The organism is Sinobaca sp. TMA16-18, assembly GCF_059510535.1.
In genome coordinates, this window is record NZ_JCAKFM010000005.1 from 92,074 (window position 1) to 105,412 (window position 13,339).

Here is a 13,339-nt window from a genome sequence, read left to right on the forward strand (position 1 = left end):
GTATTATTAGAATTATCAATCGAATGGAGGAGTCATTTTATGAAGTTTTTCATTGACACAGCAAATTTAGATCAAATAAAAGAAGCCAACGACCTTGGCATACTAGCAGGGGTTACAACAAATCCAACCCTGGTTGCAAAAGAAGGCGTGGACTTTCACAGCAGGCTGAAAGAAATCACGAGCCTCGTGGACGGATCTGTCAGCGCAGAAGTAGTTGCTCTTGATGCGGAAGGAATGATTGAAGAAGGGCTTGAGCTTTCTAAAATCGCTCCTAACATTACAGTAAAAGTACCAATGACGCTGGAAGGTTTGAAAGCGGTTAAAGCGTTCTCCGATAAAGGCATCAAAACAAACGTAACACTCATTTTCTCAGGCGTGCAGGCTCTTCTGGCAGCCAGAGCCGGAGCAACCTATGTATCGCCGTTTCTTGGACGCCTTGATGATATCGGCCAGGACGGCCTTCATTTAATTGATGAAATCTCCGACATCTTTGTGGTTCACGATATTCCTACAGAAATTATTGCGGCTTCAATCAGACATCCGATCCACGTATCAGAAGCAGCACGAAGAGGAGCGCACATTGCAACGCTCCCATCGAAAGTAATCGGGCAGCTTGTAAAGCATCCTCTTACGGATAAAGGAATTGAACAGTTTCTTGCAGACTGGAATAACCGAAGCGAATAATAAAGCTTAAAACAGAGCTGCCCATGCGATCAGAGCAGGGCAGCTTCTGTTCTCTTCTTATACAGGTGCTGGTATATACATCCAATCCACTTAAAGGAGGACACTATCATGGAAAGAAGTCTATCAATGGAACTGGTACGAGTGACAGAAGCTGCTGCACTATCTTCAGCCCGCTGGATGGGCAGAGGCAAAAAAGTAGAAGCAGATGAGGCAGCAACTAGTGCAATGCGCGATGTGTTCGATACGATCCCAATGAAAGGCACTGTAGTGATCGGCGAAGGGGAAATGGACGAAGCACCGATGCTCTATATCGGTGAAAAACTCGGAACCGGATTTGGTCCCCGTGTAGACGTTGCGGTGGATCCATTGGAAGGAACCAACATTGTAGCAAGCGGTGTGTGGAACGCGATTGCTGTTCTGGCCATTGCCGACCATGAAAAACTTCTCCATGCTCCGGATATGTATATGGAAAAACTGGCTGTAGGTCCTGAATCTGTTGGAATGGTGGATATTAAAGCCCCGGTTATTGATAATTTAAGAGCGGTGGCAAAAGCTAAAGGCAAAGACGTGGAAGACGTAGTCGTTACTATGCTTCACCGCGACCGGCATTCCCGTCTGATCCAGGAAGTCCGCGATACGGGAGCGCGCATCAAGCTTATTCCGGATGGAGATGTGGCGGCCGCCATAAATACAGCGTTTGATGAAACAGGCGTTGATATTCTGCTTGGCTCCGGAGGGGCGCCGGAGGGCGTTATTGCCGCCGTAGGACTCAAGTGCCTGGGCGGCGAGCATCAGGGCATTCTGCTGCCACAGGACAATTCCGAACTGGAACGCTGTAAAAGAATGGGGATTGAAGATGTAAATAAAGTATTTTACATGGATGATCTTGTCGGAGGCGACGATGCGATCTTTGCGGCCACCGGAGTAACAGATGGCGAACTGTTAAAAGGCGTCCGCTACAAAGGACCGAAGGCGACGACGCAGTCATTGGTTATGCGTGCCAGGTCGGGCACCGTACGCTTTGTAGACGGCAGCCATAATGTGAAGAAAAAACCGGATTTCGTGTTCCGCTGAAATGAATCCAGAGAGCAGGAGGACATGCCCTCCTGCTCTTTTTTATTTAGGGTTTCCCTGTATACAGCAGACAACTTTCATACGAAAAGTAATGATTTATGATTGCATGCAGAGATCATCCCCGTTACAATTAATAAGAATCCTTGAGCAAGCAAAGCGGAAAGCGATCCGCTCCTTCCCAGACTCTCCCGTCAATGAACAGCCGCTGCCTCCACCTACAGGGCAGGTCTTCTATCTCCGGCTGCTTACACCATCTCTCAAGTAAAACACAGCAGTTAAAACATAAAAATACAAACATAGCCGCATGCCCCAGAATGGACGCATGCGGAAGAAAAGTGGTGACCATCGTTGAGTAGTATTAATTTAGCAGGGTTGGAAAATATGACGCTTAAAGAATTATATCGTTTAGCAAAAGAATATAATGTTTCTTATTACAGCAAGCTGACTAAAAGAGAGCTTATTTTTGCGATTCTAAAAGGACGTGCTGAAAAAGACGGCCTCATGTTTATGGAAGGTGTCCTCGAAATTATTACGACGGAAGGATACGGATTTCTACGTCCTATCAATTTCCTGCCGAGCTCGGAGGATATTTATATTTCCGCTTCGCAGATCCGCCGGTTTGAGCTGAGAAATGGAGATAAAGTCTCTGGAAAAGTAAGGCCGCCGAAAGATTCCGAAAGGTACCACGGCCTGCTGCAGGTCGAAGCCGTCAACGGCGAAAACCCGGAAAGTTCAAAAGAGCGTCCGCATTTCCCTGCTCTGACTGCTTTATACCCGGACCGCCGCATTCATATGGAAAATGCGCCCAACCGTATTTCCTCCCGGATTATTGATTTAATTACACCGGTAGGGTTTGGGCAGAGAGGACTTATTGTCGCGCCTCCTAAAGCAGGAAAAACCTCCCTGCTTAAAGAAATAGCCAACAGCATCACAGAAAACCATCCGGAAGCAGAATTGATCGTGCTGCTAATTGATGAGCGTCCGGAGGAAGTAACAGACATCGAGCGCTCCGTTAAAGGAGATATTGCCAGCTCTACGTTCGACGAAGTTCCGGAAAATCATATTAAAGTAACCGAGCTTGTGCTTGAACGGGCGATGAGGCTCGTAGAGCACAAAAAAGACGTTATTATTCTAATGGACAGCATTACGCGTCTGGCAAGAGCGTATAACCTTGTGATCCCGCCGAGTGGGCGCACGCTGTCCGGTGGTATTGACCCGGCTGCCTTTCACCGCCCTAAGCGTTTCTTTGGAGCGGCAAGAAATATTGAAGAAGGCGGCAGTCTGACGATACTGGCTACCGCCCTGGTGGAAACCGGTTCGCGGATGGACGACGTCATCTATGAAGAGTTTAAAGGCACCGGCAACATGGAGCTTCATCTGGACCGTAAGCTGGCAGAGCGGAGAATTTTCCCGGCAATCGATATCCGCCGTTCCAGTACCAGAAAAGAAGAACTGCTTACCTCAAAAGAGCAGCTTGAAAACTTATGGGCGATCCGTAAAACGATGAATGATTCTCCTGACTTTGTGGATCTTTTTATCCGCAGAATGAAGCAGACAAAAACGAACGATGAGTTTTTTGAAGAAATGGAAAAGGATAAAGCGAAGACAAAAGCAAGGCCGGCTCCAGCAAGAAGATAAAAGTATTTCATTTTTACATTGAAAAAATAGGCTGGGCTTGTTATAATCTCGTTATGTGTGATTACAAATTCTGATTCGAATAGAATTAGGGCAAAGGGAGTGAAATTAATGAAACAGGAAATTCATCCAAATTACCAAAAGGTAGTATTTATGGACACGAGCACAGGCTTTAAGTTTTTGAGCGGCTCTACTAAGGGTTCTGCTGAAACAGTAGAATGGGAAGATGGCAACACTTACCCACTATTGAAAGTAGAAATCAGTGCTGATTCTCATCCGTTCTACACTGGTAAGCAAAAGCTTGCTGATGCCGGCGGACGTATCGATAAATTTAAAAAGAAATACAACATGTAAGACAAATAGAAACAGGCAAGGGAACGCCGCTTGCCTGTTTTTTTATTTGGCCTAAAAGAAGCCCGCTGCGGCGCCTCTGGCTGAAATGAGGCAGAACAGTGACTGAGATTTCCAGTTTTTACGAAAGAGAGCCTCCGAATACACACAAAAATATAGTATACTTTTACATAGAATGAACACCAAACTGCATGAAGCGGATGAAGCATAAGGAGTGGCAAAATGCATATAATGAGAAAAGAAGGCTGGGTGGAGCTGATCTGCGGAAGCATGTTTTCCGGAAAATCAGAAGAACTGATCCGCCGGATTAGAAGAGCCTCTTACGGCAGCTTAAATGTTGTTGTATTTAAGCCTGCTTTGGATAACCGGTACAGCGAAGAAGAAGTCGTATCGCACAACGGATCAAAAGTATGGTCTAAATCTGTTGTCCATTCCCTGGATATTTTAAATGAAGTAGAAGAAGATGCTCACATGGTAGCCGTAGATGAAGTGCAGTTTTTTGATATGAATATTGTAGCGGTAACCGAAGAGCTTGCCAATAAAGGCATTCAAGTAGTAGTCGCCGGTCTGGATCAGGACTTCCGCGGAGAGCCGTTTGGGGCGATTCAAGAACTGATGGCCCTGGCAGAAGATGTAACCAAACTGCAGGCGGTCTGTCCGAAATGCAGCTCTCCTGCTTCGAGAACGCAGCGCCTGATTGATGGAAGGCCGGCGCACTATGACGATGCGATTATATTAGTAGGGGCGGATGAGTCATATGAACCCCGCTGCCGGCACTGTCATGATGTTCCCGGTCGTCCGGACCGGCTTAAAGCCGTTATGGAAGCCTCTGCGGCCGAGTAGAATGTCTTTTTGCTGCGGTGTACATATCGTGAAACTTCCGGGTATAGAAACATGTGTATAAAAAGAAAAAGCCTCTTTCAGTTGAAAGGGGCTTTTTGGTGAATAAATAGAAGCCGGCAGGCTCAGCGTCCGGTCTTTGCCCGGCGAGCTGTCTGCTGGATAGGGTCCCAGACTCCGTTGTAGGGGGGAGCATAGGATAAATCAAGGTCTTCTAATTCATCAATCCCTGCTCCGTAGTACATAGCGGTGGCAAGAACATCAATGCGTTTATCCACACCGGCTTCTCCGATCACCTGGGCCCCGATAAGTTGTCGGGACTCTTCTTGGTATAAAAGTTTAATCGTCAGCTTTTTATGCTCCGGAAAGTATCCGGCGATATGGAAAGACGTGCTCACCGCTGTGCCGAATACTATATTTTCTTCCCGGGCTTCTGCTTCGGACAGTCCGGTTTTAGCCAGCGTTAAATCAAAAAACTGCAGGATGGAAGTGCCGGTAATGCCTTTAAATGTTTTGGAGATTCCTCCCATGTTAAGGCCGGCCAGACGTCCCTGCTTATTGGCGTGGGTGCCAAGTGGAATATAATCGTTTTTTTGTTTCATGCGGTGGAATTGAACCGCGCAGTCTCCGGCGGCATAGATACTGTCTACGCTGGTTTCCATGTGTTTATTAATGACGACTGCGCCATTGTCCAGAAGGTCAACGCCGGTGCCCTGCAGAAAATCAGTGTTTGGCGACAGGCCGGTCGCTACAATAACAAGGTCAGCCGGATAGGTGCCGGTTTCTGTGGAAATAGAAGTAACGCGGTTTCCGCCATTGATGGAAGTGACATTTTCCTCCAAATGAAGCGTCACCCCATGCTTTTCTGCTTCCTCTATGATCATATTCCCCATATCGGGATCAAACATTGATGCCAGACGGCTGTCCCGTTGAATAATGCGGACGTTCTGGCCGTTTCTAATAAAATTCTCCGCCATTTCCAGTCCGATATAGCCGCCGCCGATAATAATAGTTTCCTGCACGTCCGGAAGTTCCTTGGCAATCTTTTCGATGTCAGGAATTGTTTTGACAGTGTGGACACCTTCTTTATCCGTTCCCGGCCAGTCTGGAACCGAAGGACTGCCGCCGGAGGCGACAAGAAGTTTGTCATAGGACACTGTAAAGGGATCCCCGCTGGAAAGGTCGGTGCCGGAAACCGTTTTCTGTGCAGCGTCGACTTTTGTTACATGGTGCAGAATCCGGGCATCAATTCCGTATTTATTCCGAAACGTCTCCACTTTTCTTGCGATCAGATCTTCTGTGCGTGAAACGACTCCGCCGACTATGTAAGGAAGGCCGCACTGGGCATAAGAATAGATAGTGCCCTGCTCCAGGGTGGTGATTTCCGCTTGTTTTGTGTTGCGGACAAGCTGCATCGCTGCGCTCATTCCGGCCGCATCGCCGCCAATAATGACATATTTCATCGTTGCATCGCCTGCTTTCTTCGTTAATAAAGGACATAATATTATTGTCTATTCCCTTTCTGATAATGAAAAAAACAAGAAAGGCGCCTGTCTGAATATCGGAATGAAGGGTGCTTTGACTGCTGATATGGCGTATACTATAATTAGAATGTTATGCAATAGTATAAAGAGGTGAAGTTTGTGATAGATCGATTACAAACGGTAGAGGACAGGTATAATCATTTAAACGAGTTACTCAGTGATCCGGACGTTATCAGCGATACGAAGAAACTAAGAGAGTATTCAAAAGAGCAGGCCGATCTTTCCAAAACAGTGGAAGTATATAGAGAATACAAAACAGTTACGGAAGAGTTAAAGGAAGCCAAATCCATGCAGCAGGAAGCGCTGGACAAAGAAATGGAAGAAATGGTAAAGGTGGAAATCGATGAGCTCTCGGAAAGACAAACAGCAATCGAAGAAAAACTCCATGTGATGCTTCTTCCGAAAGATCCAAATGACGATAAAAACGTTATTGTGGAAATCCGCGGAGCAGCGGGCGGCGATGAGGCTGCTTTGTTTGCCGGGGATTTATTTAAAATGTATTCCCGCTATGCGGAAAAAATGAACTGGAAAACAGAAATAATTGAATCAAGCTCCAGTGATGTCGGTGGATACAAAGAGATTATTTTCATCGTAAACGGAAGCGGTGCGTATTCCAGGCTGAAATATGAAAATGGGGCACACCGTGTCCAAAGAGTCCCGAGCACTGAATCCGGCGGTCGTATTCATACGTCAACCGCTACTGTAGCCATTCTGGCAGAGGCGGAGGAAGTGGAAGTCGATATCCACGACAAAGACATCCGCGTGGATACATTCACCTCAAGCGGCCCCGGCGGCCAGAGTGTTAACACAACCATGTCCGCCGTTCGTTTAACGCATGAGCCTACCGGCGTGGTAGTTTCCTGTCAGGATGAAAAGTCGCAGATTAAAAACAAAGAAAAAGCAATGAAAGTGCTGCGTGCCCGCATTTATGATAAGTATCAGCGTGAAGCGCAGGCAGAGTATGATGAAACGAGAAAGTCAGCCGTGGGTACAGGGGATCGTTCCGAGCGTATCCGTACGTATAATTTTCCACAAAGCAGAGTCACCGATCATCGTATCGGCTTAACGCTTCAAAAGCTGGACCAGATTCTGGCCGGCGAGCTGGATGAAATTATTGATCCGCTTGTAGTAGAAGAACAGGCAGAAATGATGGAAAGAGCAAGCGAAAGATAATGAACATACCTTACGTATATGAGGCCCTTAACTGGGCTTCTTCTTTTTTAGGTGAACACGGACGGGAGCCGCAGGCGGCAGTATGGCTGCTTGCGTACAGAGTAAATACAGATCAGACCTCGCTTCATCTTGACCGGGGCGAACGGCTTACAAAAGAAGTTTGGGACGCATTCCAGACGGATGTAAAAACGCATGCTTCGGGGGTACCGGTGCAGCATATTACAGGAGAAGGTGCTTTTTACGGCAGAATGTTTTCTGTTAATGAACATGTACTGATTCCAAGGCCGGAAACCGAAGAGCTGGCTTATGAAGTTATTCAATGGCTCGGCAGACAGATGCCGGGAGAAGTCCGCCGCGGAGTGGATATCGGGACAGGGAGCGGAGCGCTTGCGGTGACAATTGCGCTGGAAGCAGACCATATTGAAATGACAGCTACAGACTTAATGGCCGGGGCCCTTCAGAAAGCAGAACAAAATGCCCGCATGCTGGGTGCCGCCGTGGAGTTTATCCAGGGGGATCTGGCCCGTCCACTTGAGGGGCGCCTATTTGATGTCATTGTCTCCAATCCTCCTTATATCCCGCAGGACCAGTGGGAGGAGCTGGACGATATCGTGAAAATCCATGAGCCGAGAACGGCACTTGTCGGTGAGGATGCCGATGGGCTTTTCTGTTACAGACAGATGGCGGAAGATATTCCTGCTCTCCTGAAGCGTCCCGGGATCGCAGCGTTTGAGATTGGCATGGATCAGGGAAAAGAAGCGCTGGCCATCTTTAAGAAGGCTTTTCCGGAAGATCACGTCTGGCTGAAACAGGATATCAATAAACGAGATCGCATGATTTTTGTAGAAAAAAAGTAAAAGTTATATACAAGCAGTTATCCACTTATTAAGATATTACTGTGGATAACTTTTTTATTTAAAAAAAACACTAACAAAAACCGTAGAAATCAACTATTTTCTTTACATGGAAAAGAGGGGAAACAATTGAGTTATACACATACAAAGATATGGACTGTGGATAAGTCGAAAAAATCATTGCAGGAAGATCCTTCCATTCTGGAAGCTGCTGACTATATTAAAAGAGGAGAAGTAGTGGCTTTCCCTACTGAGACAGTGTATGGGCTTGGTGCAGATGCTTCCGGAAGCGAAGCAGTTAACAAAATATTTGCTGCGAAGGGAAGACCTGGGGATAACCCGCTTATTGTCCACATTGCAGATTATCCACATCTGGATAACTTACATGTGGAAACGCACGCGGTGGAGCGTCGGTTGATGGAAGCATTTTGGCCGGGACCGCTCACGATCGTCCTGCATGGCAGCTTTCCTGTTGCCTCTAACGTAACAGCTGGGTTAAAGACACTTGCTGTCCGTATGCCGGACCATCCCGTGGCACTGGCATTAATAAAAGCGTCGGGAAAAGCGCTTGCGGCCCCAAGTGCTAATTTATCCGGCAAGCCAAGCCCGACAAAAGCGTCCCACGTAATGTTTGATCTTGACCATAAAATTGCAGGGATACTGGATGGAGGAGAGACGGGATACGGCCTGGAATCAACGGTAGTGGAATACAAAGACGGGGTGTGCTGGATTCTGCGTCCGGGCGGGATTACGAAAGAACAAATGGAAAAGCTGCTTCCAAACACGCCGGTAAAAAATGAGACAGGCGGCAGCGGGGAAGCACCTAAGTCTCCGGGAACTAAATACCGCCACTACGCTCCAGAGACTCCTCTTTTTTTAATAGAAAACGCCCAAATAATACATGAAGTCCGACGCGCTCGAAAACAGGGAAAGAAAACAGGAGTATTGGCGGGAAGTGAAAGCTACCATGACCTGGCAGCGGAGGCTGATTTCTGTCTGGATATGGGGTCGTTTCATACACCATCCGTATTTTCCTCGAGGCTTTACAGCGCACTGAGAGAAGCGGACGAACATCAGCTGGATGTTCTTTTCTGCCCTGTATTTGAAGAAACGGATATGGGAGCCGCACTGATGAACAGGCTTAGAAAAGCAGCCGGAGCTGAAGCGGAGTAATAAAGCCGGGAAGATACGAGACAAAAAGAATCTATGATAAAATAGAAGGAAGCTTTATGTGAAAGATTAGCAGAAAGGAATGGCTGCGTAATGAAGCATGTCTTATTTGTATGTACAGGCAATACGTGCAGAAGCCCTTTGGCAGAAGCGATGCTGCTTCATAAAAATGATGAAGAGATTGAAGTGAAATCTGCCGGGGTATATGCAGCAGATGGTGTTCCGCCGTCGCAGGAAACGATGGAAGTATTAAAAGAAAAGAATATTCCCTACGAGCAAACGTCCAGCCTTTTAACAAAAAGTATGGTGGACTGGGCCGATATCATTCTCACGATGACCGTATCCCATAAGCAGATGTCTGTTTCGATGTATCCTTATGCGGCGGACAAAATATACACTCTCCATGAATTTGCCATCGATGATAAGGGTCGGGACATTATCGATCCGATCGGCGCAGAAACGGAAGTGTACAGGCAGACTGCTGCGGAAATTGAGCGTCTGATGGATCATGCTTTACCAAAAATAAAGAGCTTGTAACAAACATATATGAGGAGAGTGCTGGAATGAAGGTAGCAATTGGTTCAGATCATGGTGGATACAATTTAAAAGAGGAAATTAAAACAATGCTTGCTGAAAAAGGAATAGATGTAGATGACGTAGGGTGCGACTGCGCAGATTCAGTCGATTACGCGGACTATGCTGTTCCTGTAGCTGAAAAAGTAGCAGCAGGAGAAGCGGACCGGGGAATTTTGATCTGTGGCACAGGTATCGGTATGTCAATCGCCGCCAATAAAGTCAAAGGCATCCGCTGCGCGCTCGTTCATGACTTGTTCAGTGCAAAAGCAACACGGGCGCATAACGACAGCAATGTGCTCGCTATGGGAGAAAGAGTTATCGGACCGGGAGTTGCGCTTGAAATTGCAGAAACCTGGCTTGATACGGATTTTGAAGGCGGCAGACACAAAAAGCGGATCGATAAAGTATCAGCTATTGAAAAATAAATGAGGTGAAAAGCATGAAGAACACAGCGCATTGGAGAGAATCTCTCCCTGTATTTTTAGATGCTTTGTACCAGAAGAAAGCTCTTGATCACCGGCATGTGCTGATTATTGGAGCGAGCACGAGCGAAGTGATCGGCAAAAACATCGGCTCCGCCGGATCGGAAGAAGTAGCAGAGGACCTGTTTCAGGAGTTTGCGTCTTTTCGGGACAAAACAGGCGTGCACCTGGCCTTTCAAGGATGCGAGCATATTAACAGGGCCGTTACAGTAGAACGGGAGACAGCGGAGTGGCTGCAGTTGGAGCCTGTAAACGCCGTTCCCCATCCGCGTGCCGGAGGAGCAATGGCTTCCAGGGCCTATCGGAAAATGAAGGACCCGGTAGTAGTAGAGCATATCCAGGCAGATGCGGGAATTGACATTGGTGATACATTTATCGGTATGCATATGAAGCATGTGGCTGTGCCCGTTAGAACGTCAATTGATGCCATTGGTTCTGCCCATGTTACAATGGCCGTCTCCAGACCTAAGTTAATTGGGGGAGAACGCGCCAAATATTCTGCGGAGTAAAACTTAATATTTTTTAATATTTTATTCATAAAATACGGAAATAGACGATTTGAAATGTTATAATAGCTTCGGATATTCAGAAAAACAGCTAAATCACGAATAATAAAAGGATTGAGAGAGAAGGGAGCACTACAAATGTTAGAAACAGTAAAGAAAAAAGATGCCGCAGTATTTGAAGCAATGGAAAAAGAACTGCAGCGCCAGCGCGACAAGATTGAGCTGATTGCTTCAGAAAACTTTACAAGCGAAGCGGTAATGGAAGCACAGGGATCTGTCCTGACGAATAAATACGCAGAAGGTTATCCCGGCAAAAGGTTCTACGGTGGATGCGAGCACGTGGATACGGTAGAAGATCTTGCACGCGACCGCGCGAAACAGATTTTTAAAGCAGAGCATGCAAACGTACAGCCGCACTCCGGTGCCCAGGCTAATATGGCCGTATACTTTACTATATTAGAGCATGGCGATACGGTGCTTGGCATGAATTTATCCCATGGCGGTCACTTAACCCACGGAAGCCCGGTAAACTTCAGCGGCATTCAGTATAACTTTGTGGAGTATGGTGTAACAGAAGATAAACAGGTAATTGATTATGAAGAAGTTAGAAAAGCGGCATTAGAGCATAAGCCCAAGCTGATTGTAGCTGGAGCAAGCGCCTACCCGCGTGAAATAGACTTTAAAAAATTCCGTGAAATTGCAGATGAAGTCGGTGCCTACCTGATGGTTGATATGGCACACATTGCAGGCCTGGTTGCAGCAGGACAGCATCAAAACCCGGTTCCGCATGCCCATTTTGTAACAACCACTACGCACAAGACACTCCGCGGTCCACGCGGCGGACTTATTCTCTGCGAAGAGCGCTTTGCTAAAAAAATCGACAAAACGGTCTTCCCGGGTATGCAGGGCGGCCCGCTTATGCACGTTATTGCAGCCAAGGCAGTAGCTTTCGGCGAAGCACTTGAGCCTGAATTCGTTGACTATTCCAAGCAGATTATTGTCAATGCGGTTCGTTTGGGAGAATCCCTTGTAAACGAAGGCATTGATCTTGTGTCCGGCGGAACGGACAATCACCTTCTTCTTTTGGATCTCCGCAAGATCGGCATCACCGGTAAAGTAGCTGAAAAGGCGCTGGACGAAGCCGGTTTGACTACAAACAAAAATGCGATTCCGTACGATCCGGAAAAGCCGTTTGTAACAAGCGGAATCCGTTTAGGTACTTCTGCTGTAACTACGAGAGGATTCAAAGAAACAGAGATGGATGAGCTCGGAAAAATCATCGCTCTTGTTCTGAAAAATACAGAAAATGACGATAAACTGAAGGAAGCAGCTGATCGAGTAGATCAATTGACGGCTAAATTCCCAATGTATCCGAACCTGTAACATTTGATTATTTGAGAACCGCGGCCTGGTGCAGGCTGCGGTTTTTTTATGAAAATAGAGGCTTTATTTGTCTGAATCATTGCTATTTTCCCGGAAACCTTGATTGAAGGGGAATTATTCGGTAGAATTTCAAAAGAAGTGTGCGCACATTGAAACGTTTAGTACAGGTGACCGATATTCATTCGATTATATAAAAGAGGAGCTGCATGTATGTCAAAAGTACACGTTTTAGATCATCCATTAATTCAGCATAAATTAACATTTATCCGCGATGTATCCACAGGAACGAAAGAATTCAGGGAATTAGTAGAAGAAGTTTCCATGCTGATGGCCTTTGAAATTACTAGAGACCTTCAGCTGCAGGAAGTAACGGTGGAAACGCCGGTCGGCCCGGCAAAAGGACATACGCTTGCCGGTAAAAAGCTGGGTATTGTTCCTATTTTAAGAGCAGGCCTTGGAATGTCCGACGGAATTCTATCTCTTATTCCTGCGGCAAAAGTAGGGCACGTTGGATTGTATCGTGATCCTAAAACGTTGAAGCCGATTGAATATTACGTAAAGCTTCCAAGCGACGTAGCAGAACGTGAGTTTATCGTTATCGATCCTATGCTTGCTACTGGAGGATCTGCTGTTGAAGCGTTAAACAGCCTGAAAAAGCGCGGGGCCAAGAACATGAAGCTTATGTGCCTTGTTGCAGCCCCTGAAGGAGTGGCGGCCGTGCAGGAAGCCCATCCGGAAGTGGAAATATACCTGGGAGCCCTTGACGAGAAGCTGAATGAAAAAGGATATATTGTTCCGGGTCTTGGTGATGCCGGAGACCGTCTGTTTGGAACAAAATAATTATGGAAACCGTGTCGAATGAAGACACGGTTTTTTATTTCAAAAAAACAATATGCGTGTAACAGTAAATTTACAATCAAATTGTCATCTAATAGTCACATTTGCCAAGAGCGCTCAAACCCTTATATTGCAAGGTTTTTTTCCTCATTATGGATTGACAGAAAACTCTCCCTATTGTACGATTACAAAGGATATATGATAGGGTTTTCATGTTCATGAACAGATGA

Annotated in this window: 14 protein-coding genes; 13 read left to right on the top strand and 1 reads right to left on the bottom strand. The window is 46.5% G+C overall.

What is annotated here, in order from left to right:
• The first annotated feature begins 39 nt into the window (after positions 1-39).
• From fsa to AC5W14_RS10795, 5 genes are all read left to right on the top strand, one after another.
• Positions 40-684: a fructose-6-phosphate aldolase gene (gene fsa, locus AC5W14_RS10775; RefSeq protein WP_496057913.1), complete on the top strand. Its 645-nt coding sequence runs from the start codon at positions 40-42 to the stop codon at positions 682-684.
• Positions 685-792: 108 nt separating this feature from the next.
• Complete coding sequence (gene glpX / locus AC5W14_RS10780; protein ID WP_496057912.1) at positions 793-1,758, top strand: class II fructose-bisphosphatase; 966 nt, start codon at positions 793-795, stop codon at positions 1,756-1,758.
• A 348-nt stretch (positions 1,759-2,106) separates the two neighbouring features.
• Positions 2,107-3,396, top strand: coding sequence for a transcription termination factor Rho (gene rho / locus AC5W14_RS10785; RefSeq protein ID WP_496194380.1), 1,290 nt, complete (start codon positions 2,107-2,109; stop codon positions 3,394-3,396).
• A 108-nt stretch (positions 3,397-3,504) separates the two neighbouring features.
• Positions 3,505-3,747: a type B 50S ribosomal protein L31 gene (locus AC5W14_RS10790; RefSeq protein ID WP_496057910.1), complete on the top strand. Its 243-nt coding sequence runs from the start codon at positions 3,505-3,507 to the stop codon at positions 3,745-3,747.
• Positions 3,748-3,966: 219 nt separating this feature from the next.
• Complete coding sequence (locus AC5W14_RS10795) at positions 3,967-4,587, top strand: thymidine kinase (RefSeq protein WP_496194381.1); 621 nt, start codon at positions 3,967-3,969, stop codon at positions 4,585-4,587.
• A 122-nt stretch (positions 4,588-4,709) separates the two neighbouring features.
• Here AC5W14_RS10795 and AC5W14_RS10800 read toward each other — a convergent pair whose 3' ends face one another.
• On the bottom strand, positions 4,710-6,047 hold the full coding sequence (locus AC5W14_RS10800) for an FAD-dependent oxidoreductase (RefSeq protein ID WP_496194382.1): 1,338 nt from the start codon (positions 6,045-6,047) through the stop codon (positions 4,710-4,712).
• Between the two features lie 180 nt (positions 6,048-6,227).
• Here AC5W14_RS10800 and prfA point away from each other — a divergent pair, with 180 nt between their 5' ends.
• The 8 genes from prfA (at position 6,228) to upp (ending at position 13,112) form a co-directional block, all read left to right on the top strand.
• Positions 6,228-7,301, top strand: coding sequence for a peptide chain release factor 1 (gene prfA / locus AC5W14_RS10805; protein WP_496057907.1), 1,074 nt, complete (start codon positions 6,228-6,230; stop codon positions 7,299-7,301).
• A complete protein-coding gene (prmC, locus tag AC5W14_RS10810; protein WP_496194383.1) occupies positions 7,301-8,158 on the top strand; it encodes a peptide chain release factor N(5)-glutamine methyltransferase in 858 nt (285 codons plus the stop codon). Before prfA ends, prmC begins: the two co-directional genes overlap by 1 nt.
• Before the next feature lie 126 nt (positions 8,159-8,284).
• The gene (locus AC5W14_RS10815; RefSeq protein WP_496194384.1) at positions 8,285-9,328 is read left to right on the top strand and encodes an L-threonylcarbamoyladenylate synthase; all 1,044 of its coding nucleotides are present in this window, start codon (positions 8,285-8,287) and stop codon (positions 9,326-9,328) included.
• A gap of 90 nt (positions 9,329-9,418) precedes the next feature.
• A complete protein-coding gene (locus tag AC5W14_RS10820) occupies positions 9,419-9,862 on the top strand; it encodes a low molecular weight protein arginine phosphatase (protein ID WP_496194385.1) in 444 nt (147 codons plus the stop codon).
• Between the two features lie 26 nt (positions 9,863-9,888).
• The gene (rpiB, locus tag AC5W14_RS10825; protein ID WP_496057903.1) at positions 9,889-10,326 is read left to right on the top strand and encodes a ribose 5-phosphate isomerase B; all 438 of its coding nucleotides are present in this window, start codon (positions 9,889-9,891) and stop codon (positions 10,324-10,326) included.
• 14 nt (positions 10,327-10,340) lie between these two features.
• A complete protein-coding gene (locus AC5W14_RS10830; RefSeq protein ID WP_496057902.1) occupies positions 10,341-10,892 on the top strand; it encodes a TIGR01440 family protein in 552 nt (183 codons plus the stop codon).
• A gap of 135 nt (positions 10,893-11,027) precedes the next feature.
• A complete protein-coding gene (gene glyA, locus AC5W14_RS10835; protein WP_496194386.1) occupies positions 11,028-12,272 on the top strand; it encodes a serine hydroxymethyltransferase in 1,245 nt (414 codons plus the stop codon).
• Between the two features lie 210 nt (positions 12,273-12,482).
• Positions 12,483-13,112: a uracil phosphoribosyltransferase gene (upp, locus tag AC5W14_RS10840; protein ID WP_496057900.1), complete on the top strand. Its 630-nt coding sequence runs from the start codon at positions 12,483-12,485 to the stop codon at positions 13,110-13,112.
• The last annotated feature ends 227 nt before the right edge of the window (positions 13,113-13,339 follow it).

Coding starts and splice junctions, on each gene's coding strand:
- fsa (WP_496057913.1), top strand. CDS start 40: ATGAAGTTTTTCATTGACACAGCAAATTTAGATCAAATAAAAGAAGCC.
- AC5W14_RS10830 (WP_496057902.1), top strand. CDS start 10,341: ATGAAGAACACAGCGCATTGGAGAGAATCTCTCCCTGTATTTTTAGAT.
- AC5W14_RS10820 (WP_496194385.1), top strand. CDS start 9,419: ATGAAGCATGTCTTATTTGTATGTACAGGCAATACGTGCAGAAGCCCT.
- AC5W14_RS10790 (WP_496057910.1), top strand. CDS start 3,505: ATGAAACAGGAAATTCATCCAAATTACCAAAAGGTAGTATTTATGGAC.
- AC5W14_RS10795 (WP_496194381.1), top strand. CDS start 3,967: ATGCATATAATGAGAAAAGAAGGCTGGGTGGAGCTGATCTGCGGAAGC.
- glyA (WP_496194386.1), top strand. CDS start 11,028: ATGTTAGAAACAGTAAAGAAAAAAGATGCCGCAGTATTTGAAGCAATG.
- rpiB (WP_496057903.1), top strand. CDS start 9,889: ATGAAGGTAGCAATTGGTTCAGATCATGGTGGATACAATTTAAAAGAG.
- glpX (WP_496057912.1), top strand. CDS start 793: ATGGAAAGAAGTCTATCAATGGAACTGGTACGAGTGACAGAAGCTGCT.
- AC5W14_RS10800 (WP_496194382.1), bottom strand. CDS start 6,047: ATGAAATATGTCATTATTGGCGGCGATGCGGCCGGAATGAGCGCAGCG.
- upp (WP_496057900.1), top strand. CDS start 12,483: ATGTCAAAAGTACACGTTTTAGATCATCCATTAATTCAGCATAAATTA.
- prmC (WP_496194383.1), top strand. CDS start 7,301: ATGAACATACCTTACGTATATGAGGCCCTTAACTGGGCTTCTTCTTTT.